The organism is Streptomyces sp. NPDC059454, from assembly GCF_042749965.1.
Classification (GTDB): domain Bacteria; phylum Actinomycetota; class Actinomycetes; order Streptomycetales; family Streptomycetaceae; genus Streptomyces.
The window spans coordinates 37,913-63,003 of sequence record NZ_JBHYVC010000001.1 but is presented as its reverse complement, the minus strand read 5'-3'; the positions used below and the strand labels follow the sequence as shown (position 1 = coordinate 63,003).

Here is a 25,091-nt window from a genome sequence, read left to right as displayed (position 1 = left end):
CGTCGCGCCGGGCCGGCGGTTCGGGCCGATAGGCTGAACGCATGACGCGAGCCGAGCAGCCAAGGGCCCCTCAACCGGCCCCCGACGACGTCCTTGTGGTGGACTCCCGCGAGCGTGCCGTCCGCGCCCTGCTGCGCCGGCCGCAGCTCAAACGGCTGTGGAGTGCGCAGCTCGTGGGCGGGGTCGGTGATGTCCTCGCCCTTCTGGTGCTGGTCCTCCTCGTCCTTCAGGCGGCGATCGCCGAAGGGTCCTTCGGGGGCGGCTACCGGGGCGTGGCGTTCGCAGTGGCGACCGTTTTCGGGGTGCGCATCCTCGCGACGCTGCTGTTCGGCGCCGTACTCCTCGGCCCGCTCACCTCGCTCACCTCGCAGGACGGACCGCTGAACCGCCGCTGGACCATGGTCGGCGCCGACGGTCTGCGGGCCGCGCTGCTCATCGTGGCGCCGCTGTGGATCGACTGGACGCCCGAGGACGCGCCGGCCGTCCTCCTCGTCACCGCCTTCGTGACCGGAGTCGCCGAGCGGTTCTGGACGGTGTGCCGGGAGAGCGCCGCGCCCGCCCTGCTGCCCGCCCCGCCTCCGGAGGGCGCGACCGTGCGCCCGCTGCCCGACCACATGGACGCGCTGCGCCGGCTGTCGCTGCGTACGAGCTTCGTGGCGATACCGCTCGCGGCCGTCACGCTCGTCGTCGCGTCCCTGTTCAACAATCTTCTCGGCACCGGGATCGACTGGTTCGGCGACCACCGGGCGGCCCTCGCCTCGTATGTCGCGGCCGGGCTGTTCGCCGCGTCGCTGTCCGTCCTGACCTTCCTGGAACTGCCCGGCACGCGCACTCCGCGTGCCCGGTCGCCGCTGGAGGGACTGCGCCGCCCGAAGAGCGCCGCAGGCTCCGACAAGGGCCGCACCGGCGCGATGCCGCTGCTGGTCCTCGCGTCCGCGTCCGTCGCCGCCGCGGTGGCGGCCGCCGTCGCCGTGTCGGTGCTGCACGCCAAGGACCTGGGCGGCGGCCCCGTACTGTACGGACTGCTGGTGGGCGCGCTGACCGGTGGTGTCGTCGTCGGCATCCGTACGGCACCCGCCCTGCTGCCGGCCCTGTCCCGGCGCCGGCTGCTCGCGCTCGCCCTCGCCTTCACGGGCGTCGCGCTGCTGGCGGCAGGACTCGTGCCGGACGTCACCAGCGTGCTGCTGATCATGGCGCTGGCCGGTGTCGGCGCGGGCATGGCGGCCAACACCGGGCACACGCTGCTCGACCAGGAGACCGAGGACCAGCGGCGGGCCCGTACGACCGAGCACCTGCACGCCGTGGTCCGGGTCTTCGTGGCGCTCGGCGCGGTGATCGCCCCGCTGGTCGCCGCGGGCATCGGACCGCACCGGCTGGAGAACGGCCGGTTCGTCTTCGCGCACGGCGGCGCCGCCTTCACGCTGATGCTGGTCGGCGCGTTGCTGCTGCCGGTGGCCGCGCTGGTGCTGGCCAAGGTCGACGACCGCTCCGGCGTGCCACTGCGACAGGATCTGCGCGACGCGCTGCTCGGCGGCGACGACCCGGACCAGGCGCCCGCCGCCTCCGGCTTCTTCATCGCCCTGGAGGGCGGCGACGGCGCCGGGAAGTCCACCCAGGCCGAGGCCCTCGCCGAATGGATCAGGGCCAAGGGCCACGAGGTCGTGCTCACCCGAGAGCCCGGGGCGACCCCGGTCGGCAAGCGGCTGCGGTCCATCCTGCTGGACGTCTCCAGCGCCGGCCTCTCGCACCGCGCGGAGGCACTGCTGTACGCCGCGGACCGCGCGGAGCACATCGACACCGTCGTACGGCCCGCCCTGGAGCGCGGAGCCGTCGTCATCACCGACCGGTACATCGACTCCTCCGTCGCCTACCAGGGAGCCGGGCGCGACCTGTCGCCGACCGAGATCGCCCGCATCAACCGGTGGGCGACCGACGGGCTGGTCCCGAACCTGACGGTGCTGCTCGACGTGGCGCCGGAGACCGCGCGGGAGCGCTTCACCGAGGCGCCGGACCGGCTGGAGTCGGAGCCCGCCGAGTTCCACGCGCGCGTACGGGCCGGTTTCCTCACGCTGGCCGCGGCCGACCCCGGCCGCTACCTGGTGGTCGACGCCGGCCAGGAACCGGAGGCGGTCACCACGGTGATCCGGCACTGGCTCGACCGGGTGCTGCCGCTGTCCGAGGCCGAGATCCAGGCCCGTGAGGAAGCGCGCCGCAAGGCCGAGGAGGAGGCCCGCCGCAAGGCGGAGGAAGAGGCGGCCCGCAAGGCCGAGGAGGAGCGCCTGGAGCGCGAGCGCCAGGAACAGCTCGCCCGGCTGCGCGCCGAGGAGGAGGAGCGCAAGCGGCGCGAGCTGGAGGAAGCTCAGCGGCGCGAGGCGGAGCGGCAGGCGGAGGAGGCCCGGCAGCGGGCCGAGGAAGCACGCCGGCGTGCGGAGGAGGAGCGGCAGCGGCTGCTCGCCGAGGAGAAGGCGCGCGCGGAGGAGGAGGCCCGCCGCAAGGCCGAGGAGGAGCGCCGCCGCAAGCAGGCCGAGGAGGAGGCGCGGCTGCGCGCCGAGGCCGAGGCACTGCGTCTGGAGAAGCAGCGCAAGGCCGAGGAGGCGCTGCTGCGCGCGGAGCAGGCCCGGCGGCTGGCCGAACAGGCGGCGGCCGCGGCGGAGGCGGGACCGAAGACGACGAGTGTCCCCGATGCCGCACGTCGGGGAGCGGCCGACGAAGCGGTGACCGTGCCGACGCCGGTGGTGACGCCGACGAACGCGTCGGGCGGGCCGGTCGACGAGACCGCCGTGCTGCCCCGGGTGCCGGACGGGGACGCCGGGCAGCGGTCCGGCCGGTCCGGGATGTCCGACGCCGAGGTGACGACCGAACTGCCGAAGCCGTCGGTTCCGCCGGGCGCGGCGGACGAGACGGCGGTGCTGCCTCCGGTGCCGCCGGGTGCCGTGGACGATACGGCGGTGCTGCCTCCGGTGCGGGAGGACGAGAGGGGGGCCGCGGGCCGGGTGCCGCCGGGCTACTTCCGGGACGAGCGTCCGGCGAGCGGACCCGAGGCAACCGACGGCCCCGACGACCGCACGCGCGAGCTGCCCCAGGTCGACCCCGAGGACTTGTCCCGCCGACGCCGGCAGCGTTCCGACTGGGCCGAGGAGACCCCGCTGGACGACCTGCCGACGCTGGCCGACGAGCTGCTGGGCACGCACGACGGCGACGACGACGAGCAGGGTGACGAGGACGGGGGCCGAGGCCGCCGGGGGCGTCGGCGCTGACCGGTCCACCGGTACCGCCGTGGTCCACAGGTGCGGGCGCTGTCAGTGCCCACCCGCACAATGGATCCGGTAAGGCAGACGTGACGGAAGGGCGGGCTGACCCATGACCGTGTGGGACGACCTCGTCGGGCAGGAGCGGGTGAGCGAGCAGCTCGCCGACGCCGCCCGCGATGCGGACGCGCTCGTCACCGCGGCGGCGGCCCACGAGCCCCTCCCCGAGACGTCGAGGATGACGCACGCCTGGCTGTTCACGGGCCCGCCCGGCGCGGGACGCAACCAGGCGGCGCGTGCCTTCGCGGCAGCGCTCCAGTGCGTCAGCCCCGACCGCGCCCTCGGCGGAGTTCCCGGCTGCGGCTTCTGCGACGGCTGCCACACCGCGCTGATCGGTACCCACGCGGACGTCAGCTCGATCGCCGCCGTCGGCGCGGAGATCCTGGTCAGGCACATGCGCGACACCGTCCGCAAGTCGTTCACGGCTCCGGCGAACGGCCGCTGGCAGGTGATCCTCGTCGAGGACGCCGAGCGGCTGAACGAGAAGTCCGCCAACGCCGTCCTCAAGGCCGTCGAGGAGCCCGCCCCGCGCACGGTCTGGCTGCTGTGCGCCCCGTCCGTCGAGGACGTCCTGCCGACGATCCGCTCCCGCTGCCGCCACCTCAACCTGAGCACGCCGTCGGTGGCCGCCGTCGCCGACATGCTCGTACGGCGCGAGGGCATCGAGCCGGACGTCGCCGCCGCCGTCGCCCGCGCCACCCAGGGCCACGTCGACCGGGCCCGCCGCCTGGCCACCGACCCGGCCGCCCGCGCACGCCGGGCCTCCGTACTGAAGCTGCCCCTGCGGGTCGAGGATGTCGGTGGTGCGCTCAAGGCCGCCCAGGAACTGGTCGACGCGGCGGCGGAGGACGCCGACCAGCTCGCCAAGGAGATGGACACCAAAGAGACCGAGGAACTGAGGGAGGCCCTGGGTGCGGCCCAGGGCGGCCGGCTGCCACGTGGCACGGCAGGCGTCATCAAGGATCTGGAGGCCGATCAGAAGCGTCGCAAAACGCGCACGCAGCGCAACACCCTCGACATCGCGCTGAGCGACCTGACCAGCTTCTACCGCGATGTCCTCGCCCTCCAGCTCGGCTCCCGCATCGCCATCGCCAACGGCGACGCCGAGGACGTACTGGAGCGCATGGCCCGCAGCAGTTCTCCGGAGTCCACACTCCGCCGCATCGAGGCGATCGCGGCGTGCAGCAAGGCCCTGGACCGCAATGTGGCCCCGCTTCTCGCGGTGGAGGCGATGACGATGGCTCTCAGAGCGGGCTGACCGAGGGCATTCGCTCAGTGGCTTGACGCGGTAACTCGTACGAGGCACGGCGTGCGCGCAGAGCATTCATTCCGTTGCGCACGGTTACGCTCGCTGCATGCACACAAGGCGCACCCACCGCAGGACCCGTACCGGAACCGGAGTCGTTCTGCTCGCCGCAGGCGCGCTGCTGATCGCGGGCTGCTCCTCGGGGAACAGCCCGAGTACGGCCAGCGCGGCGGCGGCGGAGGCGGCGGAGGCGGCAGCCCTCGCCCCCCTGCCCCGCTCCACACCCGCGGCCCTCGCGCCGTACTACGGGCAGAAACCGGTCTGGCGTGACTGCGGAGTCCCCGGTTTCCAGTGCGCCAGGCTGAAGGTCCCGCTCGACTACGCCGAACCGGCGGCCGGTGACGTGCGCCTCGCCCTCACCCGAAAGAAGGCCACGGGCCCCGGGAAGCGGCTGGGCTCACTGCTGGTGAATCCCGGCGGCCCGGGTGGCTCGGCGGTCGGCTACGTCCAGGCGTACGCCGGGATCGGCTACCCGGCCGACGTGCGCGCCCGCTACGACATGGTGGCCGTCGACCCGCGGGGCGTCGCCGGCAGCGACCCCGTCGAGTGCCTGGACGGACCCGGGATGGACGCGTTCACGCGGACGGACGTCACACCGGACGACGTGAAGGAGACCGGCGCGCTGGTCGCGTCGTACAAGAAGTTCGCCGAGGGCTGCGGGGCGGACGCGCCGAAGCTGCTGCGCCATGTGTCCACCGTCGAGGCGGCCCGGGACATGGACATCGTCCGGGCCGCGCTGGGCGACGGGAAGCTGAACTACGTCGGCGCCTCGTACGGCACCTTCCTCGGCGCGACGTACGCCGGCCTGTTCCCGGACCGGGCGGGACGGCTGGTGCTGGACGGCGCGATGGACCCCTCGCTGTCCGCGCGGCGGCTCAACATCGAGCAGACGGAGGGCTTCGACACGGCGTTCACCGCCTTCGCGAAGGACTGCGTGCGGCAGAGCGACTGCCCGCTCGGCGGCCGGGGCGCCGGCGCCGGGCAGGCCGGCAAGAACCTCAAGGCGTTCTTCGAGAGGCTCGACACCCGGCCGATCCCCACCGGTGACGCCGACGGCCGCAGGCTCACCGAGTCGCTGGCGACGATCGGCGTGATCGCCGCGATGTACGACGAGGGCGCCTGGCAGCAGCTGCGCGAGGCGCTGACGGCCGCGATGAAGGAGAACGACGGCGCCGGACTCCTCCTCCTCTCCGACAGCTACTACGAACGTGACGCGAACGGCGACTACAGCAACCTGATGTTCGCCAACGCGGCCGTGAACTGCCTCGATCTCCCGCCCGCCTTCGACTCCCCGGACGAGGTGCGGCGGGCGCTGCCCGACTTCGAGAAGGCGTCCCCGGTGTTCGGCGAGGGCCTCGCCTGGGCCTCGTTGAACTGCGCGTACTGGCCGGTGCGGGCCACGGGCGAGGCCCAGCGCATCGAGGCGAAGGGCGCGGCCCCGATCATCGTCGTCGGCACCACCAGGGACCCGGCCACCCCGTACCGCTGGGCCGAGGCCCTGGCCGGCCAGCTCTCCTCGGCCCGCCTCCTCACCTACGAGGGCGACGGCCACACCGCCTACGGCCGGGGCAGCGCCTGCATCGACTCCGCGATCAACACCTACCTGCTCGCAGGCACCCCGCCGAAGGACGGAAAGCGCTGCTCATAGCCGGTACGACCACCCCCGGAGGCATCCGCTCCGGCCCGCCTCCGGGGCCGGTACGAAGCACCCTTGGAAACTGTGTAGACTTACCGACGTTGCTGATCGCACCATAGTGCCAGCAGCGCGCCGCCTTAGCTCAGATGGCCAGAGCAACGCACTCGTAATGCGTAGGTCTCGGGTTCGAATCCCGAAGGCGGCTCCAGATGAACTCCAGGTCGAGCCTCTCGCCTGGGGTTTCTTCATTTCGTTGCTCTTGACGCGAGCAAAGAGGAGACCGGCCGCGCCCGCACCGGGCGCCTCCCCCTGTACCGCGGTCGTCCGTTTCCCCGCCCGCGCTCAGAGGTCGTCCACGTCGACCAGCCTGTCCTGGATGGCGCGGGCCACCAGGCTCGCCTTGGTCCGTGCGGGGCGGCCGACGTTCGCGTACTTGATCCGCACCCGGTCCAGGCACGAGTTGACGGTCCGTACGGAGTTGCCGGCCGCGACCACGGTGATGGGCCGCCGGGATGCGACGTACCACGCCTCGACACCCGAGAGGATCGCGGGCTGGTCGTCGACGACGACCACGCTGACTGGCGCGTTGTCACTCATGCCGGGTCAACTCCCCACGGTGCCGGTCGTCTCCAGCCGGCCTCCACCCGCGCGCCGCTCTGTCCACGGTCACCTTCGCGTCCGTGGCACGGCCGTGTTCCTGAGCCGGCTCTCCCGTGCCGCGACTGTCGGCGCAGTCCTCACCGGCCACGCTCACCCGTGCCGTGCGGGTCGTCCACACGACAGTCACCTGCGCCGTCGAGCGCGTGCGGCCCAGAATCACCGCCATCCCCCCGCTGTTCGGCCGTACCTGAGTCGCGGGGAGTGTGCCGGCGTCGGGGTGCGGTTCCTGGGCGCTGCGGCCCGGGTCCTTCCGGGATCTGGAGCCGTCTGTCGCGCCCCGCGGGGACGTTGCGTCGGCCTCTCGTCTTGCCTTTCGGGAAAGTCAAGGGTTAACTTTCCCAGCAGGAAAGCAGAAGCGGGGGAGGCGATGGCCGTGGGTGTGCCGGTGGATGCCGAGCGTGCGTGGAAGGACCTGCAGCGGATCCGGGTGCCGCAGGAGCGGGTGTACGACGAGGTCGAGCGGAGTGCGGCCGGTGGCGCCGGGGCGACCTACGCCACGGCCGCGATCATGTGGGTCTTCCTGGCCGGTATGGGCCTGGACCTGCCCCGGTGGGGTGTCTGGCTGATCCTCGCGGGGTACGTCGCGATGCTGCTCGCGGTGGCCGTGGTTCACAACCGCAGGAGCCGGGTGCGTCTGCACCACACCCGTTACAACTGGCGGATGTCCGCCGTGTTCGTCGGGGGGATGGTCGTGACCGGCGGGACGGTCCTGCTGTCCGGCCGTCTGGTCGAGTCACTGACAGGGGAGCCGATGGTCGTCAGTCTGATCCAGGCCACGGTCTCGGCGGCCGTGTTCGTGCTGTTCGTCGGGCCGGCGAACCGCTGGGCGGTCGGTTCGTTGCGTGGTCGCGGGGAACCGGCGGCCCGTGAGGGGGCGGGCCGATGAGCACGCCCGCCGGCTTCGACGAGCTGATCCATCCGGCCACCCGGCTGTCGGTGGTCGCGCTGCTCGCCACCACCGAGTGGGCGGACTTCGCGTTCGTCCGCGACGGCCTGTCGCTCAGTGACTCCGCGCTCTCCAAACAGCTGCACACCCTGGAGGAGGCCGGATATCTGGAGATCCAGAAGGAGGGGGGCGGCCGCAAACGGCGTACGAAGGTGCGGCTGACGGACCGCGGACGCACCGCCTTCGAGGGGCATGTGGCGGCGCTCCGGGCGATCGTCGAGGGGGCCGGGCCCCCGGCGGCGACCGGGCCGGCAGCACGGCAGCGCCATGCGGGGGCAGGACGATGACGGCGCCCGAGCGCACCCCCGCACCGTCCGGCACGGTCTCCCGACCCGTCATCCGGGCCCGCGACCTGACCATGGCGTACGGCGATGTCGCCGTCCTCCACGGCGTCGATCTGGAGATCCACCGCGGTGAGGTGTTCGCGCTGCTCGGGCCCAACGGGGCCGGGAAGACCACCACCGTGGAGATCCTGGAGGGTTTCCGGCGGCGGTCCGCCGGGGAGGTCCGCGTCCTCGGCGCGGACCCGGAGCGGGGTGACGACGCCTGGCGGGGCCGGATCGGGCTGGTCCTGCAGTCATGGCGCGACCACCGCCGCTGGCGGGTCGCCGAGCTGCTGACGCACTTCGCGACGTACTACCCCCACCCGCGCGACCCGGCCGAACTGCTGGCCCTGGTCGGCCTCACCGATCAGGCCGGCCGGCAGGTGGACCGGCTGTCCGGCGGGCAGCGCCGGCGGCTGGACGTCGCGCTCGGCATCGTCGGCCGCCCCGAGTTGCTGTTCCTGGACGAGCCGACCACCGGCTTCGACCCGGAGGCGCGGCACGAGTTCCATGTCCTGGTCGAACGGCTGGCCCGTGACGATGGCGTCACCGTCCTGCTCACCACCCACGACCTGGCGGAGGCCGAACGGCTCGCCGACCGGATCGCCATGCTGGTCGGCGGACGGATCCGGGCCTGCGGCACCCCGTCGGAACTGGCCCGGCGGGCCGCCGCGCAGGCCGAGGTCCGCTGGACGGCCGACGACGGGACGTACCGTCGTGAACGCACCGCGGACCCCTCACGGCTGGTCTGGGAACTCCACCGGGACGCGGACGGCCCGATCGCCGGTCTGGAGGTCCGCCGCCCGACCTTGGAGGACACCTACCTGCACATGGTCCATCAGAAGGACGGCAGCACGGACGGGGAGGCGGCGGCCGTATGAGGGACACACCCGAGGCCGGACCGGGCGGGACGAGCACCCCGCGCCGCCCTGTCCGCCACTACTGGCGTGCCGGGTTCCTCCGCGGCGGCATCGAGCTACGGCACCTCCTGCGCAACCCCAAGGAGATGTCCGGCCACCTGGCCAACGTGGCCGTCGCGCTGCTGGTCATCGCCTACGCCGGCGACGACGTGCCCGGCACCCGAACCCCGATGGCGCATCTGATGCTCGCGGGATTCGCCGCCTATCTGCTGTTCCAGATCGGGCTGCTCAATCTCCCGCAGATGCTCGTGACCGAGCGGGAGGAGGGCGCCCTGCTGCGGTTGCGTGCCACGCCCGGCGGGATACCGGCCTACCTCGTCGCCAAGTGTCTGCTGGTGGTCGTCACGGCGGTCGGCACCCTGGCCCTGCTCCTGGCGGCCGCGGCACTGCTGGCGGACGGGCCGCTGCCGCAGGGTCCGGGCGGCTGGCTGACGCTGCTCTGGGTCACCACGCTGGGGCTGCTCGCCGTCGTACCGCTGGGCGCGGCCCTGGGCGCCGTCCTGCCCAACCCGCGCGAGGCGCTGGCGTTGATCATGCTGCCCGTGATGGGGTTGCTGCTCACCTCCGGAACGGTGTTCCCGATCACCTCGCTGCCGGTGCCGGTCCAGCAGGTGGCCTCCGTCTTCCCGCTCAAGTGGATGGCGCAGGGCCTGCGTTCGGCGCTGCTGCCGGACGCGGCACGGGCCGCCGAGCCGGCCGGCTCCTGGGAACTGCCCATGGTCGCCCTCGTCCTGACCGCCTGGGCGGTCCTCGGTTTCCTCCTCGCGGTCCCCCTCCTGCGCCGCGCAGCCCGCCGCGAGTCCGGATCCCGCCTGTCCGCCCGCCACCGCAAGGCGGAACAGAGCGGGGCGATGCCCGCGTAGGTTCAGGCCGCTCGGGCGCAGCCTGTGTCGTCCTACGTTCACCCGGTCGAGGTTCGGACGCAACCAAGCCTGATCCAGAGTGGGTTGCGTGAATTTCGAGCCCTTGGAACATGCCTGTGACCGGCGGGACCGGGCCGGGGCCGGGCGGGTCGCAGTGAGTGGAGAGCAGCGTTGATGCCACGTCAGCACGAGCCTCGAGCCGGTGAGGTGACGCCCTCCGTGGCCGTCCGCCGTGCGGTTTCCGTGCCCGCGCCGGGCAAGGATCCCGGTGCGGATCTGAGACCGCGCGCCCCCGGGCCTGCTCCCGCCTCCGGTTCGGCCACCGATCCGGACGCCCCGGTACCGACATCGTCCGAGCCCATCCCCGAGCCCGTCCCCGAGCCCGCGCCCGAGCCCGCCTCCGAACGGCGCGCCGGACGGCGCTCCCGGTCCGCCGCCGCGGAACCGGCAGCCGCCGAGGAGCAACAGCGACAGGAGAGGCAGGAAAGGCAGGAAAGGCAGGAGCAACGAAAGCGGCAGGCGGCGGAGCCCGACGGAGCGGAAGCCGAGGCGGCGGCCGGTGCGGTCTTGGCCGGGGACGGCGCGGACACGAAAGCGGACACGAAAGCGGACGCGGACACGAAAGCGGACGCCGACGCGGACGAGACGGTGCCGGGACGGCTGCGCGGGCCCATGGTGGCCGCGGCCGCCCTCGTGGGAGCGGTGCTGGTCTGCGTACCTCTCCTGGTGCTCGGCCTCACCCGGGAGGACGAGCGCACGGTCGAGACGGCTCCCGCCGGCGGAACGACGCTCGACCCCGGTACGTCCGACGACATCCCGGCCGCCGACTACCGGGCCGCGTCCCCGTCACCCTCGGCGTCGCCCAGCGGAGCCGCGTCCGCGTCCGGACCCCCGGCCGAGTCCGAGGCCAAGTCCGAGCCGGTGCCCTCCGGTTCGGGCGCGACGGGCGACGAGGTGGAGGCCGCACCCCGGCCCGGCACCGAGAGGAAGGCCGACGGCGAGGCCGAGAAGCCGAAGGCCGAGAAGTCTTCCGCGATCACCGCCCGGCAGCTGGCCAACGCCCTATCCACCCGGGTCAACGCGCAGTTGAAGAACATCGCGACCGGCAAGTGCGCCGACCTGCCCTACTTCGACAAGGGGTCGGTCGACGGCCCGGTGAGCCAGTACAACTGCCGGCCCACCACCGAGGACAACCAGCTCTGGGACCTCGAGGTGGCCGACGCGGACGGCGGGCCCCAGGGGGCGAGTCTGTTCGTCATCAGGAACCGCAAGGACGGGATGTGCATGGACCTGCCCAACTACGGCAGTGTCGCCCCCGGAACCAAGGTCACCGAGTACCACTGCAGGCCGGACGCGGACAACCAGCTCTGGTGGCTGGACCCGCGGTCGGGGGGATACTGGATCCGCAACGCCGCGAGTGACCTGTGCATGAGCGTGGCCGGCGGCGGTTCCGCCGGAAACGACGCCAGGCTTCAGGTGGTGCGCTGCGGCTCGGGGCCGGGCGCGCTGCGCTGGTCCGTCGTCTCCGTCGTCAAGCCCTCCTGAACGGCGGCCGCCGCTGACGTCCTGCTTCGTCGACCCCGGCCTCGCCTGGTGAACACCGTCCCGCCCCTCTCCGTAGGAGAACGTGTGCCGCGTGACGCCGCACGGAGACGTCCGTGCGGCCTACCACGGGAGACCATGGCGTGAACGGCTAGCATCGCGGACGCAGTCGTCGGCCGGGATGGTGAGGTGAGGACATGGAGACGCCGAGGATCGCCGTCGCCGTGGTGACCATGGGGAACCGGCCCGCCGAGGTGGACGCGTTGCTGGAGTCCGTGGCGAAGCAGGATGTGGCGCCCGCGCGGATCGTCGTCGTGGGCAACGGCTGCCCGCTGCCCGAGTTCGCCCGGCGGCTGTCGCTCCCCGGCGAGGTCACCCTCGTGGAACTGGAGGAGAACCTCGGCTGCCCCGGCGGGCGGAACGCGGCGATCGCGCGGCTGCGGGAGTTCGGGGACGTGGACGTCGTCGTCGAGCTGGACGACGACGGGCTGCTCGTCGACGCCGATGTGCTGCGTCGGGTGGGGGAGCTGTACGCCGCCGACGAGCGGCTCGGGGTCGTCGGGTTCCGGATCGCCGACGAGCTGGGGGAGACCCAGCAGCGGCATGTGCCCCGGGTCGGGAAGTCGGATCCGATGCGTGGCGGATACGTCACCGGGTTCCTCGGGGGCGGGCACGCGCTGCGGATGGCGATGCTGGACGAGATCGGTGACTGGCCCGCCGCGTTCTTCTTCGCGCACGAGGAGACCGACCTCGCCTGGCGGGCCGCCGACGCCGGGTGGCGGATCCTCTACGCGCCCGAACTGCTGCTCCAGCACCCGAAGACCTCTCCCGCCCGGCACGCCATCTACTACCGGGTGAACGCCCGGAACCGGGTGTGGCTGGCCCGGCGGCGGCTCCCGTTCGTGCTCGTCCCCGTCCATCTCGGGTTGTGGATGCTGCTCACCGTGGCGCGGAACCGGTCGGCCGGCGGATTGCGGGCCTGGTTCGGCGGATTCACGGAAGGGCTGCGGGAGCCGGCCGGGGAGCGACGGGCCATGAGCTGGCGGACGGTGTGGCGGCTCACCCGGCTCGGACGGCCACCGGTCATCTGACCCGACGGGCGAAGCGACGAGGGGCCCGGCCGGAGGCCTGATCACTTGGCGTCCGCATAGCACTCCACCACCGCCGTCGTGAACGGGAACCGCACCGGTGTCTCCCCGAAGGTCAGCCGTCCGGCCAGGTCCGCGGCCTGCCGGATCGCCGCCACCACCGTCTCCGCCTCCTCCTCGGGACAGTGCACGATCACCTCGTCGTGCTGGAAGAAGACCAGCTCGGCCGCCATGCCGCTCAGGGCCCGCCGCAGCGCGGCGAGCAGCAGCAGGGCCCAGTCGGCGGCGCTGCCCTGGACGACGAAGTTGCGGGCGAAGCGGCCACGGGCGCGGGCGTCGGCCGAGGCGTGGCCCGCAACCCACGGGCGGGCGGCGGACTCCCGGTCCTCCTCCGCGACCGGGATGCCCGCCTCCTCCGCCGCGTCGTCCGTCGTGTGGGCGGCCGGCGGGCAGGTGCGGCCCAGCCAGGTCCGTACGAGCCGGCCCTCCTCGCCCGCGCGGGCCGCCTCGTCGACGTAGGCGACCGCCCTGGGGAAGCGGCGCCGGAGCGCGGCGAGGTTCTTCAGGCCGTCGCCGGAGGTCTGGCCGTAGACCGCGCCGAGGACGGCGAGCTTGGCCTGCGCGCGGTCGCCGGAGAAGGCGCGGTCGGACACCGACTGGTACAGGTCGGCCTCCCGGCCGGCCACCTCCATCAGTCCGGGGTCGCGCGAGACCGCCGCCAGTACGCGCGGCTCCATCTGGTCGGCGTCGGCCACGACGAGCCGCCAGCCGGGGTCGGCGACGACCGCGCGGCGGATCACCTTGGGGATCTGCAGCGCGCCCCCGCCGTTGGTCACCCAGCGGCCGGTGACCGTCCCGCCGGCGAGGAACTCGGGCCGGAAACGGCCGTCGCGCACCCAGTCCTGGAGCCAGGACCAGCCGTGCGCGACCCAGATCCGGTACAGCTTCTTGTACGCGATCAGCGGTTCGACGGCCGGGTGGTCGACGGACTCGATCTCCCAGCGACGGGTCGAGGTGACCTTGACGCCGGCCTGCGCGAAGGCCTTCACCACATCGGCGGGCAGGTCGGGCCGGACCCGGCGGCCGAAGGCGGCGGACACCTCGTCGGCGAGCTCGGCGAGCCGGCGTGGCTCGCCGCCGCCCGCGTACCGCTCGCCGAGCAGGTCGTGCAGCACCGCGCGGTGCACGTCCGCCCGCCAGGGCAGTCCCGCGCGGTTCATCTCGGCGGCCACCAGCATCCCCGCCGACTCGGCGGCCGTCAGCAGCCGCATCCGGTCCGGGTGCGCGGTCGCGTCGGTCCGCCGCTGCTGCTCGGCGTAGACCGCGAGGAGGTCCGTCAGCGGCAGCTGGACGCCCCGGGGTTCGAAGAGGGAGGACTGGGCGCCCGGTTCGGCCTGGCGCTGCGGTGGATCGGGCGGTACGGGGCCGCCGCGCAGCCGGGCCAGCGCCGCCGCGGCCGAACGGGGCTCCCCGTACCGGCCCTCGTGGCCGAGGAGGAGCGTCTCGGCGGCCTCGATGTCGTAGGCCCGCTCCACGCGCACCCCCGCGGCGAGCAGGCGCGGGTGGACCTCGGCGGTGGAGCGCCACACCCACCGCGTGACACCGGGACGGCTCCGCACGGCCTCGGCGAGGTCCGCCTCCCGCAGCACCGGACCGGCGGGCAGCCCGTCCGGACCGAGGGGGGCGACGTCCACGCCACCGTCCTCGGCCGGAGCGAGCGCCCACCGGTCGGCCATGCCGCGAGTGTGGCAGGGGGGTCTGACATCGGCCCCTGACCGGTCTCCCGGGGCTCAGCGATCGGTCTCCCGCGGCTCAGCCCTCCTGCGCGACCTCGCCTCCACTCTCGCCCTTGCCCTTGCCCTCGGTCCGGGTCTCGACGTACTGCGCCAGCATGTCGGCGATGCACCGCTCGGTGGCGGTCTTGCCGACGCCGAGGCCGCTGAGGAGGCCCTTGCCGTTCTCGTGCTCCAGCAGGGCGAGCAGGATGTGCTCGGTGCCGATGTAGTTGTGGCCGAGGCGGAGGGCCTCGCGGAAGGTGAGTTCCAGGACCTTCTTGGCCGCCGGGTCGAACGGCACCAGCTCCGGGGCGTCCTCGACGGCCGGCGCGAGCGCCGCGCGGGCGGCCTCACGGACCGCCTCCACGGTGACGCCCTGCTCGGTGAGCGCCTTCACGGCCAGCCCCTGGGGCTCGGCCAGCAGACCCAGGACCAGGTGCGCGGGCAGGAGCTCCGCGTTGTGCGCGGCCTGCGCCTCGTTGTGCGCGGCCATGACCGTGTTGCGGGCGCGGGGCGTGTAGCGGTCGAAGCCCTGGCTCGGGTCGAGGTCGTTGCCCTCCTTCGGCACGAAGCGCTTCTGGGCCGCCTGCCGGGTGACGCCCATGCTCTTGCCGATGTCCGTCCAGGAGGCGCCCGAACGCCGGGCCTGGTCCACGAAGTGGCCGATCAGGTGGTCGGCCACGTCGCCGAGGTGCTCACCAGCGAGCACCGCGTCCTGGAGCTGTTCCAGGGGCTCCTCGTGGACCTTCTTGATGGCCGCGATGAGGTCGTCGAGACGCACGGATGACTTGATGGTCGGGTTCGTCGTCATGTGTCAACCGTAAGTTGACAGTCCAGGGGTGTCAACCCGAAGTTGACACTTGTGGGTGAATCCCCGGGACATGGCACGATCGGCCCGTGAGTACGTCCAGCACCGTCGACCGCGCCTTCCGGGCCGCCCTCTACGACACCGGCGACACCGCCCTCGACACCGGCGCGTCCCTGCTCGCCGCCGACCCGGAGGCCGACGCCGAACTCACCCGGCGGGGTGAGGAGTTCGTGGCGACCGCCTGGCAGCGCGGCTGGCAGCCGGCCGATGTCGTACGGATCGTCCGGCGCGAGCTGGACGACATCCACGTACGGCTCGTCTCCGCGCTGATCCGCGCGCAGGCACCGCGCGACGACCGGCCGCGCGGACCCCGCTGGAAGGACCAGCTCGAGGAGCTGAGGGCGGACGACGTCCCGCGCGGCGACCGTTTCTCGTACGCCACGGCCGCGCTGGAGCTGTACCGCCTGCTGCTGCGCCTGCCCGCCCTCGAACCCCTCGACGAGACGGCCGCCCCGGATCCGCGGGACCGGCGGCCGGAGTCCCGCGCGCTCGGCCGCATCCGCGCGCTGCTGGCCAAGGCGGAGGCGACCGGGTTCCCGGACGAGGCGGAGGCGCTCAGCGCCAAGGCGCAGGAGCTGATGGCGCGGCACAGCGTCGACGAGGCGCTGCTCGACGCGCGGGAGCCCTCGGCCCGGGAGCCGGATGCCTGCCGGATCGGGGTGGAGCCGCCGTACGAGCAGGCCAAGGCGGTGCTGCTGGACGCGGTCGCCGGAGCGAACCACTGCCGGGCCGTGTGGAACGAACCGCTCGGCTTCTCCACCGTGGTCGGCTTCGCCCCCGACCTGGAGGCGGTGGAACTCCTCCACACCTCACTGCTGGTGCAGGCCATGACCGCGATGACCAAGGCGGAGGCCGGACAGCGGGCGGGCGGACGCAAGCGGACCAAGAGCTTCCGGCAGTCCTTCCTCGCCGCCTACGCGCACCGCGTGGGGACGCGTCTCGCGGCTGTCGCCGAGACCCAGGTGAGCGACGACCTGCTCCCGGTGCTCGCCTCCCGCGCGGTGGCGGTCACCGAGCGGACGGACCGGCTGTTCCCGGAGACGACGACCACCCGGCTGCGCGGGGTGAGCGACGCGGCGGGCTGGGAGGAGGGTGCCCGCGCGGCGGACGACGCACAGGTCAGGGCACACCCGCGCCTTCCCGGGGAGTTCTAGTCACCCGCCTGCTGGTAGGCGCCCACGGAGATCTTGTGGCCGCCCTGGCCGTCGTGCGCGACCGGGCCGTACGTCCAGCGGAAGGTCCGGGTGCCGGAGAGTTCGACCTGCATGTTCTCGGCGATGAAGGCGCCGTCGCCGCGCGTGCCGCGTTCGTAGGCGAGGGTGAAGGACGCGGACTCGCCCTTGGCCAGGGTCAGCTTCTGGGCCTTGGCGCCCTCGGTCGGCGGCACCTCGAGGGTGGCGGAATCGCCGACCCCGACCAGGTCCACCTCGGGGAAGCCGTCCAGGGTGCAGGCGGCGCTCTGGTTGGTGAAGGCGACCGGGACCTCACCGGTGTCCCCGGCGGCCGGCGCGATGCTCGCGGGCCCGACCTCCATGCTCACTGTGTCGACGGAACAGGCGGCGCTCTCCTGCTTCCCGTCGCCGTCCTCGTCGCCGCCCGTGGTGCCGCAGGCAGCGAGCAGGAGGAGCGCGGCGAGTGCGGCGGGGACGGCGATCGGCGTGGTGCGCATGAATGATCCTCTGGGGTTCGTGGAGGTGCCCACCGGTCATCATCACGCACCCGCCACCGATCCGCCCCACGGACAGGACCTAGAAGATCGATGAAGATCTTCTAGGAGCCCAGCCCTTCCGTGGGCAGCCCCGGCGGGAAGGAACCGCCCTCGGCCTTGGTGTACGTCTCGGTGCCGAGGGAGCCCTCCCAGGTGATCTTCAGGGAGTCCTCGCCGACGGAGTCGACCGTGCCGCTCGCCCGGTCCTCGGCGCCGTCGCCGCACTTCAGGCGGATCGAGTGGGTCCCGGCCCGCTCCCGCGCGGTGCCGCTGCACACGGTGCCGCCCGTGGCGAAGAGGGCGGCATCCCCGCCGTTGACCATCAGGACCACGGCCTTGCCGTCGGCCGTGGTGAGCCAGCTGCCTTCCAGTTCGCCCGCCGGAGCCGTGCTCGCGTCGGAGCCTGCGGTGCCGCCGCCGGAGTCCGCGGTCGCCGTGGCGGACGGGGTGGGACCGGCCGCGGAGTCGTCCGAGCCGTCCCCGCTGCACGCGGTCAGCACGAGCGCGCCGGTTAGCCCCACGGCCACGGCCGCGACCCGGGCGCGCCGGAAGCACGCCCCGCGCGATGACGGCGATGCGGGCCGGTACGTCACCGAAGCCTCCGAAGTCACTGCGAGCCCCCTGGCTGTGGCCGGCCCCGTCGGCCGGACGACCGCTGCCAGCTAACAGGACCCACCCGGCACCCCACCAGCCTCCGTGACACACCTCGCACCGCATGTTCACGGCGGATCGGCGGGTCGGCGTGCGTGGAACGACGCGCGGGGGACGCGGAGGACACACAAGGGAACACAAAAGCCCCCGCGTGCGTCTCTAAGGGAGCGGGGTTCGGTAAAGCGTCCGTCAAAGCGGGCACCGCTCGACCGTCAAGGCTGTAACCGCGGGAACACCCCGCGTGCACGTGCATCTGCCCATGCATCTGCACATGAACAAAGCTATGATCCCGGTCAGTTGACCATTGCATCAATGGCCACACCAGCCAGTGCACCAGCGGGGAGCGACCTGTGGACCACGACGTGTACGACGGTGACGTGTACGACGGTGCCGACGCGTCCGGCGTGTACAACGGCATGGCGGCCACCGGGCTGGACGGCGTGGCCTGGCAGAAGAGCAGGCACAGCAACTCACAGGGTTCCTGCGTGGAGTTCGCCCGGCTGCCCGACGGAGGAGTGGCCGTGCGCAACTCCCGTTTCCCCGACGGTCCCGCGCTCGTCTACACCCGCGCGGAGATCGAGGCCATGCTGCTGGGCGTGAAGGACGGCGAGTTCGACCACCTGGTCGCCGGCTGATCGATGGCGCCGGGCCGCTCCGGAAGGGACCGGAGTGGCTCAGGAGGCGCCAACGCGCGTAGAACCGCGGCGCCCGGAAGCGCCGCGGTTCGTCATGTGCCGGGACAGGGGCGGTCGGCGGGACGCGGAAGCCGGAACAGGGCCCAGACCACCTTGCCGCTGAGCGCGCCGGCCATCGGGTGCCAGCCCCAGCTGTCGCTGAAGGATTCGACCAGGAACAGCCCCCGGCCCGACTCGGCGGAGAAGTCGTCCGACTCGCGGGCGACGGGGCTGTCGTCGCTGGGGTCGCGCACCGCGCACACCAGCCGCTCGGTCCACCGCATCAGATGCAGCCGTACCGGCAGGTCCGGCGCCGTCGGCCGTGGGGTCCCCGCCGGCAGGCCGTGCCGCAGGGCGTTGGTGACCAGTTCGGAGACGACCAGGCACACGTCGTCGAAGCGGTCGCCCAGGTCCCACTGGTCGAGGGTCTTGCAGGTGAACTGCCGGGCCTCCCGGACCGCTTCGTAGCGGGCGGGGAGGGCGCAGGAGGCGGCGTCGGACGCGGCCGCGAGGTTCAGCGGCGGAAGGCCCTGCCGTAACGGCTCGAGCATGGTCGATCCATTCGTCCCCATGCGAGGCACTCCCGGGAATTCGCGGTCGTAGCGAGGCTGCGGTGGTGCGGAGACCATGGTTTCGGATGCGTACAGCAGATGCAAGGGCAGATGCACGTGCAGCTGACCGAAATCGTCCCTGCCGTACTGGTTTGTTGGCCAATTTTTCCGTCATCTCCCTGTCGTCTGCCGGCTGTTCCCTTGTCTCCCCGTTGCTCCTTCCTTCTCCTTCCTTCTCCTTCCGTGCCCGTTCCGTGCTCCTTCCCGAGCGGAATCCTCGGCCGGATTCCGTTTCCGTAACCGGACGAGTACTGCTCGAAGTGTTTTAGTGGCAGACTGCGGGCCCTGAAGACGTTGGGGAGGCTGGCGAACGTGAGCGCGGGAGAGCCGGGATCGGTGGTGCGGCGCATGCTGCTCGGATCACAACTGCGGCGACTGCGTGAGGCGCGGGGGATCACGCGCGAGGCGGCGGGCTATTCGATCCGCGCCTCCGAATCGAAGATCAGCCGGATGGAGTTGGGCCGGGTGAGCTTCAAGACCAGGGATGTAGAAGACCTGCTGACGCTGTACGGCATCACGGACGAGCAGGAGCGCCTGTCGCTGATCTCCCTCGCCAAGGAGGCCAACGTGGCGGGCTGGTGGCACAGTTACTCGGACGTACTGCCGAGCTGGTTCCCCACGTACGTGGGCCTGGAGGGTGCCGCCTCGCTGATCCGGGCGTACGAGGTGCAGTTCGTGCACGGTCTGCTGCAGACCGAGGAGTACGCCCGTGCGGTGGTGCGGCGCGGCATGAAGGGGGCGAGCGAGGAGGACGTCGAGCGACGGGTGGCGCTGCGCCTGGAGCGGCAGAAGTACCTGGTCTCGGAGAACGCCCCCGAGTTCCACGTCGTCCTCGACGAGGCCGCCCTGCGCCGGCCGTACGGCGACCGCGCGGTGATGCGCGGCCAGCTCCAGCACCTCATCGACATCTCCGAGCGGCCCAACGTCCGGCTGCAGGTCGTGCCGTTCAGCCTCGGCGGGCACTCCGGCGAGTCGGGCGCGTTCACCATCCTCAGCTTCCCCGAGTCCGACCTGTCGGACGTCGTGTACCTGGAGCAGCTGACCAGCGCGCTGTATCTCGACAAGGCCGAGGACGTGGCCCAGTACGAGAAGGCGCTCAAGGAGCTCCAGCACGACAGCCCGGGTTCCGCGGAGAGCCGGGACCTTCTGCGGGGACTGCTGCACATGTCCTGAGCATCCCTCAACTCACATGAAACGCAAGTACGATGACGTGTGATCAGACCATGCAGTCGATCGGTGCTCCGCTGATGCGGCAAGGGATTGAGGGATCACATGTCGTCGTACTTCACCGACCTGGCTCAGCAGTACATCGACGGTGAATGGCGCCCGGGCACCGGCTCCTGGGACATCATCGACTTCAACCCGTACGACGACGAGAAGCTCGCGTCGATCACGATAGCCACGGTCGACGAGGTCGATCAGGCGTACCGGGCGGCCGCCCGCGCGCAGAAGCAGTGGGCGGCGACCAACCCGTACGCCCGCCGCGCGGTGTTCGAGAAGGCGCTCGGACTGGTCGAGGAGCGCGAGGAGGAGATAGCCGGGGCGATCGTCGCCGAGCTCGGCGGTACCCGGCTGAAGGCCGCCTTCGAGCTGCACCTCGCCAAGGAGTTCCTGCGCGAGGCGGTCCACCTGGCGCTGCGCCCCGAGGGCCGGATCATCCCCTCGCCGGTGGACGGCAAGGAGAACCGCGTCTACCGCGTGCCCGTCGGGGTCGTGGGCGTGATCAGCCCCTTCAACTTCCCCTTCCTCCTCTCCCTCAAGTCGGTCGCCCCCGCACTCGCGCTCGGCAACGGCGTGGTGCTCAAGCCGCACCAGAACACGCCGGTCGTCGGCGGTTCCCTGGTCGCGAAGATCTTCGAGGACGCGGGCCTGCCCGGTGGTCTGCTCAACGTCGTCATCACCGACATCGCGGAGATAGGCGACGCCTTCCTGGAACACCCGGTACCGAAGGTCATCTCCTTCACCGGCTCGGACGCGGTCGGCCGCCATGTGGCCACCGTCTGCGCCTCCCTCTTCAAGCGCTCGGTCCTCGAACTCGGCGGCAACAGCGCACTGGTGGTCCTCGACGACGCCGACCTCGACTACGCGGTGGACGCGGCCGTCTTCAGCCGGTACGTCCATCAGGGCCAGGTCTGCATGGCAGCCAACCGCGTCCTGGTCGACCGGTCGGTCGCCGACGAGTTCACCGAGAAGTTCGTCACCAAGGTCACGTCCCTCAAGGCCGGCGACCCGCGCGACCCGGAGACCGTCATCGGCCCGGTGATCAACTCCCGTCAGGCGGACGCCCTGTCCGGCGTGGTCGAGCAGGCGCTCGCCGAGGGTGCCACCGCCCTGGTCCGGGGCGCGCGCAGGGACAACCTGGTCGAGCCGTCCGTCCTCACCGGTCTGCCCGCGGACTCGGCCCTGCTGCGGCAGGAGGTCTTCGGGCCCGTCGCCTTCCTCGTCCCGTTCGACGGCGAGGAGGAGGCCGTACGCATCGTCAACGACACCCCGTACGGCCTGAGCGGCGCCGTGCACACCGGTGACATCGAGCGCGGTGTGAACTTCGCCAAGCAGATCGACACCGGCATGTTCCACGTGAACGACGGCACCGTGCACGACGAGCCGATCGTCCCCTTCGGCGGCGAGAAGCACTCGGGCATCGGCCGGCTGAACGGCGACACCATGCTGGACGCCTTCACCACGGTGAAGTGGATCTCGGTGCAGCACGGCCGGAGCGGCTTCCCGTTCTGAACGGGCAGGGCAGCCCCCGGGGCCGGCCTTGGGGGTCCTAGGCTGGGCGCATGTCAGTGATCCGTCTCCTGGTGCTCGGCGCGGTGCGCCAGCACGGGCGGGCCCACGGGTACCAGGTGCGCAACGACCTGGAGTACTGGGGCGCGCACGAGTGGTCCAACGCCAAGCCCGGCTCGATCTACCACGCGCTGAAGCAGATGGCGAAGGAGGGGCTGCTGCACGCGCACGAGATCGCGCCGTCCACGGCCGGCGGCCCGCCGCGCACGGAGTACGAGATCACCGGGCAGGGCACCGAGGAGTTCTTCCGGCTGCTGCGGGAGGCCCTGACCTCCTACGACCAGAAGCCGGACGTGCTCTCGGCGGGGCTCGGGCTCATGGTCGACCTGGAGCGTGCGGAGGCCCTCGCCCTCCTTGAGCAGCGGATGCGTGCGATCGGGGAGTGGCGCAAGGCCGTCACCGAGTACTACACGCCCGAGGGCGGCCCCGGTCAGCTGGGCCACATCGGGGAGATCATGGACTTCTGGGTCCACTCGGCCGACTTCGGCGCCGAGTGGACCCGGGGGCTCATCGAGCGCATCCGGGGCGGCGCCTACACCTTCGCGGGCGAGGGTGAGCCGTTCGTCGCCGTACTGGCCGAGGGCGAGGAGAACCCGTACGCGTCGGGGGAACGGCACCCCGGGGACGACCGCTGACCGAGTTCACCCGATGCGCGGCGAGGTGACCTCAACCGTCCCGATCCGTACCTTCCTCGACGTCCGCGCACACGCACAGGCGGGCGCCCCTGCTCTCCGCGATGCGGCACACGTCGGTCAGGGACTCGCCCATGCGGGCCAGCAGGTAGCGGAGCTGGACGGCGCTCACGTGCTCCTCGTCGTGGAGCATGTCGGCGAGATGGGCGAGCAGATCGGCGGCCATGCCGAGTTGGACGACCTCGGCGATGTCGGCGGCCCGGGAGAGACGTCCGCCGCCGTCCGTCAGGAGGTAGCAGGGCTTGCCTTCGGGGCTCGGCCAGGGCAGGAGGCGGGCGGGGGTGAGGGCGCGGTGTGTCATGCGGTCAGTCCCAGGCGGTGCGTCGAGTACGGGGACAGGGGGAGGCCCTGAGGGGCGATCAGCAGGGAGCGGCGCCGGGCTTGTCGGCGCCGTTCCTGTTCTCGGCGCTCGTGTGCGATGACGTAGGGGCGTACGAGGCTGTGGTCCTCGCCGCGCAGGGGACGCGCGCCGAACTGGCGCGGGGCCGGGCCCTCGATGGGCGGAGGGTCGTATCCGTCCCGCGCGTCGAGCCGGCGTCGTCCGGTACCGGGGGAGACGAGACCGAGCAGGGGCTCGAGGAGGCGGGCGATGAGGCCGAGCATGATGTGACTCCGTGATCGATGTCGCGTTCTGTGGCGATCGACATACAGAGCGAAACGGCCCGTATGGGCTCGCCAGGGGGTTCGGCGTGACAGACCATTTGTCACAGGGGAGCTGATCTCGTGGGCACCAACTACGGCGACTGGCTCAAGGAGCAGCGCGAGGCGGCGGGGCTGACGCAGCAGCAACTGGCCGAGGCCGCGGTCATGACTCGAACGCACATCGCGCATATCGAGGCGGGTCGCCGGGTGCCGTCGAGGGAGGACGCGCGACGGCTGGACAACGCGCTGGGCACGGGGAACGTGCTGAGCAGCTTCCTGCCGCAGGAGGAAGCGGCGGTCGCGGACTACTTCGAGGCGGCCCGGCTGCTCGAACAACAGGCGGTGATGATCAGGGAGTTCGCCCTGTCGTTCGTCCCGGGCATCCTCCAGACGGAACGGTACGCGCGTGCGGTTCTGAGCACGTCGTTCCCTCCTGTGAGTGAAGAGGAACGTGACAGGCTCGTCGTCACACGCCTTGAGCGGGCGAAGATCCTGGACGATCCGGTGACGCCCGTGGTCTGGGCGCTGCTGGACGAGGCGGTGCTACGGCGGGTCGTGGGCGGCCGGGAGGTCATGGCGGAGCAGATCGCGCATCTGGTGCGCTTGGTGGAACGGCACCGAGTGCGCGTGCACGTGGTCCCCTACGGGGTTGGCGCGTATCAACTGTTGCAGGGTTTGGTCACGCTGATGTCCTTCGAGGATCAGCCACCGTTGGCGTACTCGGAGGGTGTCCAGGTGGGCAAGGTGCACGACTCTCCGTCTGTGGTCACGCGCCTTGAGGGGGCCTACGATCCGGCACTGAGCGACGCGCTGCCGCTCAAGGAGTCCACCGCCATGATGCAGGCGATCGCGAAGGAGTACAGACGTTGTGACTGAGTCCCTCATAGCGGATGACGCCCTGCTGGACGGCTGGCGGAAGTCGTCGTACAGCGGCCCCGAGGCAGGCAGCTGCCTCGAAGTGCTGGATGGTCACCCTGCGGGCGTCCCCGTACGCGACTCGAAGAACCCCCACGGACCTGCCGTGATCGTTCCGGCGTCCGCGTGGCCGACGTTCGTCACGGCGGTCAGGAGCGGCGGCTTCCCCTCCTGACCGCCTGCGCGGCCCCGCCGCTCCTCCGCGGACGAGTCCGTCACCGGCTTGCACCTCACGTGGCGTGAGGACCCAGGCTGGAGCGCGTACCGAGAAGGGAGCGGAAGTGAGCTACTCCGTGGGACAGGTGGCCGGATTCGCCGGTGTCACCGTGCGCACCCTGCACCACTACGACGACATCGGCCTGCTCGTCCCGAGCGAGCGCAGCCGCGCGGGGCACCGGCGCTACGGCGACACCGACCTCGACCGGCTGCAGCGGATCCTGTTCTACCGAGAGCTCGGCTTCCCGCTCGACGAGGTCGCCGTCCTGCTCGACGACCCGGACGCGGACCCGCGCGCGCACCTGCGCCGCCAGCACGACCTGCTGACCGCCCGGATCGAGAGGCTGCAGAAGATGGCGGCGGCCGTGGAGCACGCCATGGAGGCACGCAAGATGGGGATCGATCTGACGCCCGAGGAGAAGTTCGAGGTGTTCGGGGACAAGGACCCCGAGCAGTACGCCGACGAGGCGGAGGAACGCTGGGGCGGCACCGAGGCGTACGCCGAGTCGCAGCGCCGCGTCGCCCGGTACACCAAGGAGGACTGGAAGCGCGTCCAGGCCGAGGTCGACGACTGGCAGGAGCGGTACGCCGCCCTGGTGGCCGCCGGGGAGCGGTCGTCCGGCGAGGCGGCCATGGACCTGGCCGAGGAGCACCGGCAGCACATCAGCAGGTGGTACTTCGAGGTGACGTACGAGATGCACCGGTGCTTCGCGGAGATGTACGTCTCCGACGAGCGCTTCAAGGCGTTCTACGACTCCATGCGGCCCGGTCTCGCCGAGCATCTCAAGGAGGCGATCCTCGCCAACGCCGCGCGGCGCACCGCCTGAGCGTCGTGGGGGGGGGGCCCCCCCCCCCCCCCCCCCCCCCCCCCCCCAAAAGCCAGGGGCAACCCGCGTGGGGAGAGGGGGCCGGGGCGACTCTAGGTTTGACCGACCGCCCCAGCCCCCCCCGCCGCGC

Annotated in this window: 25 protein-coding genes and 1 tRNA gene; 18 read left to right on the top strand and 8 right to left on the bottom strand. The window is 72.1% G+C overall.

Annotated features, from left to right (window positions below):
• The first annotated feature begins 41 nt into the window (after nucleotides 1-41).
• The 4 genes from tmk to ACFXAE_RS00290 all read left to right on the top strand — a co-directional run bounded on the left by tmk (nucleotide 42) and on the right by ACFXAE_RS00290 (nucleotide 6,458).
• Nucleotides 42-3,257, top strand: a complete 3,216-nt coding sequence (tmk, locus tag ACFXAE_RS00305; RefSeq protein ID WP_384706061.1) for a dTMP kinase — start codon at nucleotides 42-44, stop codon at nucleotides 3,255-3,257.
• A 103-nt stretch (nucleotides 3,258-3,360) separates the two neighbouring features.
• Entirely contained in the window at nucleotides 3,361-4,566 is a 1,206-nt protein-coding gene (locus ACFXAE_RS00300) for a DNA polymerase III subunit delta' (protein WP_384706059.1), read from the top strand.
• A 97-nt stretch (nucleotides 4,567-4,663) separates the two neighbouring features.
• Nucleotides 4,664-6,262: an alpha/beta hydrolase gene (locus tag ACFXAE_RS00295; RefSeq protein ID WP_384706057.1), complete on the top strand. Its 1,599-nt coding sequence runs from the start codon at nucleotides 4,664-4,666 to the stop codon at nucleotides 6,260-6,262.
• Between the two features lie 119 nt (nucleotides 6,263-6,381).
• Nucleotides 6,382-6,458, top strand: a tRNA-Thr gene (locus tag ACFXAE_RS00290).
• 134 nt (nucleotides 6,459-6,592) lie between these two features.
• On the opposite strand, the gene ACFXAE_RS00285 is transcribed toward ACFXAE_RS00290, so the two are convergent.
• On the bottom strand, nucleotides 6,593-6,847 hold the full coding sequence (locus ACFXAE_RS00285) for a hypothetical protein (RefSeq protein WP_384706055.1): 255 nt from the start codon (nucleotides 6,845-6,847) through the stop codon (nucleotides 6,593-6,595).
• A 430-nt stretch (nucleotides 6,848-7,277) separates the two neighbouring features.
• Between ACFXAE_RS00285 and ACFXAE_RS00280 the strand changes: the two genes are divergently transcribed.
• From ACFXAE_RS00280 to ACFXAE_RS00255, 6 genes are all read left to right on the top strand, one after another.
• Entirely contained in the window at nucleotides 7,278-7,796 is a 519-nt protein-coding gene (locus tag ACFXAE_RS00280) for a hypothetical protein (RefSeq protein ID WP_384706053.1), read from the top strand.
• Nucleotides 7,793-8,143, top strand: a complete 351-nt coding sequence (locus ACFXAE_RS00275) for a winged helix-turn-helix domain-containing protein (protein ID WP_384706051.1) — start codon at nucleotides 7,793-7,795, stop codon at nucleotides 8,141-8,143. The genes ACFXAE_RS00280 and ACFXAE_RS00275 overlap by 4 nt, the downstream gene beginning before the upstream one ends.
• Complete coding sequence (locus ACFXAE_RS00270) at nucleotides 8,140-9,060, top strand: ABC transporter ATP-binding protein (RefSeq protein WP_384706049.1); 921 nt, start codon at nucleotides 8,140-8,142, stop codon at nucleotides 9,058-9,060. The genes ACFXAE_RS00275 and ACFXAE_RS00270 overlap by 4 nt, the downstream gene beginning before the upstream one ends.
• Entirely contained in the window at nucleotides 9,057-9,962 is a 906-nt protein-coding gene (locus tag ACFXAE_RS00265; protein ID WP_384706047.1) for an ABC transporter permease, read from the top strand. Before ACFXAE_RS00270 ends, ACFXAE_RS00265 begins: the two co-directional genes overlap by 4 nt.
• A 219-nt stretch (nucleotides 9,963-10,181) precedes the next feature.
• Nucleotides 10,182-11,507 carry an RICIN domain-containing protein gene (locus ACFXAE_RS00260; protein WP_384706045.1) on the top strand — a complete coding sequence of 442 codons (1,326 nt, stop codon included), beginning with the start codon at nucleotides 10,182-10,184 and terminating at the stop codon, nucleotides 11,505-11,507.
• 194 nt (nucleotides 11,508-11,701) lie between these two features.
• A complete protein-coding gene (locus ACFXAE_RS00255) occupies nucleotides 11,702-12,595 on the top strand; it encodes a glycosyltransferase family 2 protein (RefSeq protein ID WP_384706043.1) in 894 nt (297 codons plus the stop codon).
• 41 nt (nucleotides 12,596-12,636) lie between these two features.
• Here the strand turns inward: ACFXAE_RS00255 and ACFXAE_RS00250 are convergent, their stop codons facing one another.
• Together ACFXAE_RS00250 and ACFXAE_RS00245 are read right to left on the bottom strand one after the other, a co-directional pair.
• A complete protein-coding gene (locus ACFXAE_RS00250; protein ID WP_384706041.1) occupies nucleotides 12,637-14,328 on the bottom strand; it encodes a bifunctional 3'-5' exonuclease/DNA polymerase in 1,692 nt (563 codons plus the stop codon).
• Nucleotides 14,329-14,404: 76 nt separating this feature from the next.
• Nucleotides 14,405-15,178 (bottom strand): Clp protease N-terminal domain-containing protein, encoded by a 774-nt coding sequence (locus ACFXAE_RS00245; protein ID WP_384706039.1) that lies wholly within the window; start codon nucleotides 15,176-15,178, stop codon nucleotides 14,405-14,407.
• An 86-nt stretch (nucleotides 15,179-15,264) separates the two neighbouring features.
• Here ACFXAE_RS00245 and ACFXAE_RS00240 point away from each other — a divergent pair, with 86 nt between their 5' ends.
• Nucleotides 15,265-16,389, top strand: coding sequence for a DUF2786 domain-containing protein (locus ACFXAE_RS00240; RefSeq protein WP_384706037.1), 1,125 nt, complete (start codon nucleotides 15,265-15,267; stop codon nucleotides 16,387-16,389).
• On the opposite strand, the gene ACFXAE_RS00235 is transcribed toward ACFXAE_RS00240, so the two are convergent.
• Both ACFXAE_RS00235 and ACFXAE_RS00230 read right to left on the bottom strand, forming a co-directional pair.
• Nucleotides 16,386-16,904: a DUF4232 domain-containing protein gene (locus tag ACFXAE_RS00235; RefSeq protein WP_384706035.1), complete on the bottom strand. Its 519-nt coding sequence runs from the start codon at nucleotides 16,902-16,904 to the stop codon at nucleotides 16,386-16,388. The two genes, ACFXAE_RS00240 and ACFXAE_RS00235, sit on opposite strands and share 4 nt — an antisense overlap.
• Nucleotides 16,905-17,005: 101 nt before the next feature.
• Entirely contained in the window at nucleotides 17,006-17,464 is a 459-nt protein-coding gene (locus ACFXAE_RS00230) for a hypothetical protein (RefSeq protein ID WP_384706433.1), read from the bottom strand.
• A gap of 480 nt (nucleotides 17,465-17,944) precedes the next feature.
• Between ACFXAE_RS00230 and ACFXAE_RS00225 the strand changes: the two genes are divergently transcribed.
• On the top strand, nucleotides 17,945-18,229 hold the full coding sequence (locus tag ACFXAE_RS00225) for a DUF397 domain-containing protein (RefSeq protein WP_384706033.1): 285 nt from the start codon (nucleotides 17,945-17,947) through the stop codon (nucleotides 18,227-18,229).
• Nucleotides 18,230-18,321: 92 nt separating this feature from the next.
• On the opposite strand, the gene ACFXAE_RS00220 is transcribed toward ACFXAE_RS00225, so the two are convergent.
• On the bottom strand, nucleotides 18,322-18,819 hold the full coding sequence (locus ACFXAE_RS00220; protein WP_384706031.1) for an ATP-binding protein: 498 nt from the start codon (nucleotides 18,817-18,819) through the stop codon (nucleotides 18,322-18,324).
• A 408-nt stretch (nucleotides 18,820-19,227) separates the two neighbouring features.
• On the opposite strand from ACFXAE_RS00220, the gene ACFXAE_RS00215 reads away from it, so the two are divergent.
• From ACFXAE_RS00215 to ACFXAE_RS00205, 3 genes are all read left to right on the top strand, one after another.
• On the top strand, nucleotides 19,228-20,052 hold the full coding sequence (locus ACFXAE_RS00215) for a helix-turn-helix domain-containing protein (protein WP_384706431.1): 825 nt from the start codon (nucleotides 19,228-19,230) through the stop codon (nucleotides 20,050-20,052).
• Between the two features lie 99 nt (nucleotides 20,053-20,151).
• Nucleotides 20,152-21,612, top strand: coding sequence for an aldehyde dehydrogenase family protein (locus ACFXAE_RS00210; RefSeq protein ID WP_384706029.1), 1,461 nt, complete (start codon nucleotides 20,152-20,154; stop codon nucleotides 21,610-21,612).
• A 50-nt stretch (nucleotides 21,613-21,662) separates the two neighbouring features.
• Entirely contained in the window at nucleotides 21,663-22,304 is a 642-nt protein-coding gene (locus ACFXAE_RS00205; RefSeq protein WP_384706027.1) for a helix-turn-helix transcriptional regulator, read from the top strand.
• A gap of 31 nt (nucleotides 22,305-22,335) precedes the next feature.
• Here ACFXAE_RS00205 and ACFXAE_RS00200 read toward each other — a convergent pair whose 3' ends face one another.
• Together ACFXAE_RS00200 and ACFXAE_RS00195 are read right to left on the bottom strand one after the other, a co-directional pair.
• Entirely contained in the window at nucleotides 22,336-22,662 is a 327-nt protein-coding gene (locus tag ACFXAE_RS00200; RefSeq protein WP_384706025.1) for a hypothetical protein, read from the bottom strand.
• Nucleotides 22,659-22,964, bottom strand: a complete 306-nt coding sequence (locus tag ACFXAE_RS00195; RefSeq protein WP_384706023.1) for a hypothetical protein — start codon at nucleotides 22,962-22,964, stop codon at nucleotides 22,659-22,661. The genes ACFXAE_RS00200 and ACFXAE_RS00195 overlap by 4 nt, the downstream gene beginning before the upstream one ends.
• 120 nt (nucleotides 22,965-23,084) lie before the next feature.
• On the opposite strand from ACFXAE_RS00195, the gene ACFXAE_RS00190 reads away from it, so the two are divergent.
• The 3 genes from ACFXAE_RS00190 (at nucleotide 23,085) to ACFXAE_RS00180 (ending at nucleotide 24,961) form a co-directional block, all read left to right on the top strand.
• A complete protein-coding gene (locus ACFXAE_RS00190; protein WP_384706021.1) occupies nucleotides 23,085-23,879 on the top strand; it encodes a Scr1 family TA system antitoxin-like transcriptional regulator in 795 nt (264 codons plus the stop codon).
• Complete coding sequence (locus tag ACFXAE_RS00185; protein ID WP_384706019.1) at nucleotides 23,872-24,093, top strand: DUF397 domain-containing protein; 222 nt, start codon at nucleotides 23,872-23,874, stop codon at nucleotides 24,091-24,093. The genes ACFXAE_RS00190 and ACFXAE_RS00185 overlap by 8 nt, the downstream gene beginning before the upstream one ends.
• 106 nt (nucleotides 24,094-24,199) lie before the next feature.
• Nucleotides 24,200-24,961, top strand: coding sequence for a MerR family transcriptional regulator (locus tag ACFXAE_RS00180; RefSeq protein WP_384706017.1), 762 nt, complete (start codon nucleotides 24,200-24,202; stop codon nucleotides 24,959-24,961).
• The last annotated feature ends 130 nt before the right edge of the window (nucleotides 24,962-25,091 follow it).

Coding starts and splice junctions, on each gene's coding strand:
- tmk (WP_384706061.1), top strand. CDS start 42: ATGACGCGAGCCGAGCAGCCAAGGGCCCCTCAACCGGCCCCCGACGAC.
- ACFXAE_RS00300 (WP_384706059.1), top strand. CDS start 3,361: ATGACCGTGTGGGACGACCTCGTCGGGCAGGAGCGGGTGAGCGAGCAG.
- ACFXAE_RS00195 (WP_384706023.1), bottom strand. CDS start 22,964: ATGCTCGGCCTCATCGCCCGCCTCCTCGAGCCCCTGCTCGGTCTCGTC.
- ACFXAE_RS00295 (WP_384706057.1), top strand. CDS start 4,664: ATGCACACAAGGCGCACCCACCGCAGGACCCGTACCGGAACCGGAGTC.
- ACFXAE_RS00235 (WP_384706035.1), bottom strand. CDS start 16,904: ATGCGCACCACGCCGATCGCCGTCCCCGCCGCACTCGCCGCGCTCCTC.
- ACFXAE_RS00200 (WP_384706025.1), bottom strand. CDS start 22,662: ATGACACACCGCGCCCTCACCCCCGCCCGCCTCCTGCCCTGGCCGAGC.
- ACFXAE_RS00215 (WP_384706431.1), top strand. CDS start 19,228: ATGCTGCTCGGATCACAACTGCGGCGACTGCGTGAGGCGCGGGGGATC.
- ACFXAE_RS00245 (WP_384706039.1), bottom strand. CDS start 15,178: ATGACGACGAACCCGACCATCAAGTCATCCGTGCGTCTCGACGACCTC.
- ACFXAE_RS00275 (WP_384706051.1), top strand. CDS start 7,793: ATGAGCACGCCCGCCGGCTTCGACGAGCTGATCCATCCGGCCACCCGG.
- ACFXAE_RS00255 (WP_384706043.1), top strand. CDS start 11,702: ATGGAGACGCCGAGGATCGCCGTCGCCGTGGTGACCATGGGGAACCGG.
- ACFXAE_RS00270 (WP_384706049.1), top strand. CDS start 8,140: ATGACGGCGCCCGAGCGCACCCCCGCACCGTCCGGCACGGTCTCCCGA.
- ACFXAE_RS00250 (WP_384706041.1), bottom strand. CDS start 14,328: ATGGCCGACCGGTGGGCGCTCGCTCCGGCCGAGGACGGTGGCGTGGAC.
- ACFXAE_RS00280 (WP_384706053.1), top strand. CDS start 7,278: ATGGCCGTGGGTGTGCCGGTGGATGCCGAGCGTGCGTGGAAGGACCTG.
- ACFXAE_RS00265 (WP_384706047.1), top strand. CDS start 9,057: ATGAGGGACACACCCGAGGCCGGACCGGGCGGGACGAGCACCCCGCGC.
- ACFXAE_RS00285 (WP_384706055.1), bottom strand. CDS start 6,847: ATGAGTGACAACGCGCCAGTCAGCGTGGTCGTCGTCGACGACCAGCCC.
- ACFXAE_RS00210 (WP_384706029.1), top strand. CDS start 20,152: ATGTCGTCGTACTTCACCGACCTGGCTCAGCAGTACATCGACGGTGAA.
- ACFXAE_RS00220 (WP_384706031.1), bottom strand. CDS start 18,819: ATGCTCGAGCCGTTACGGCAGGGCCTTCCGCCGCTGAACCTCGCGGCC.
- ACFXAE_RS00205 (WP_384706027.1), top strand. CDS start 21,663: ATGTCAGTGATCCGTCTCCTGGTGCTCGGCGCGGTGCGCCAGCACGGG.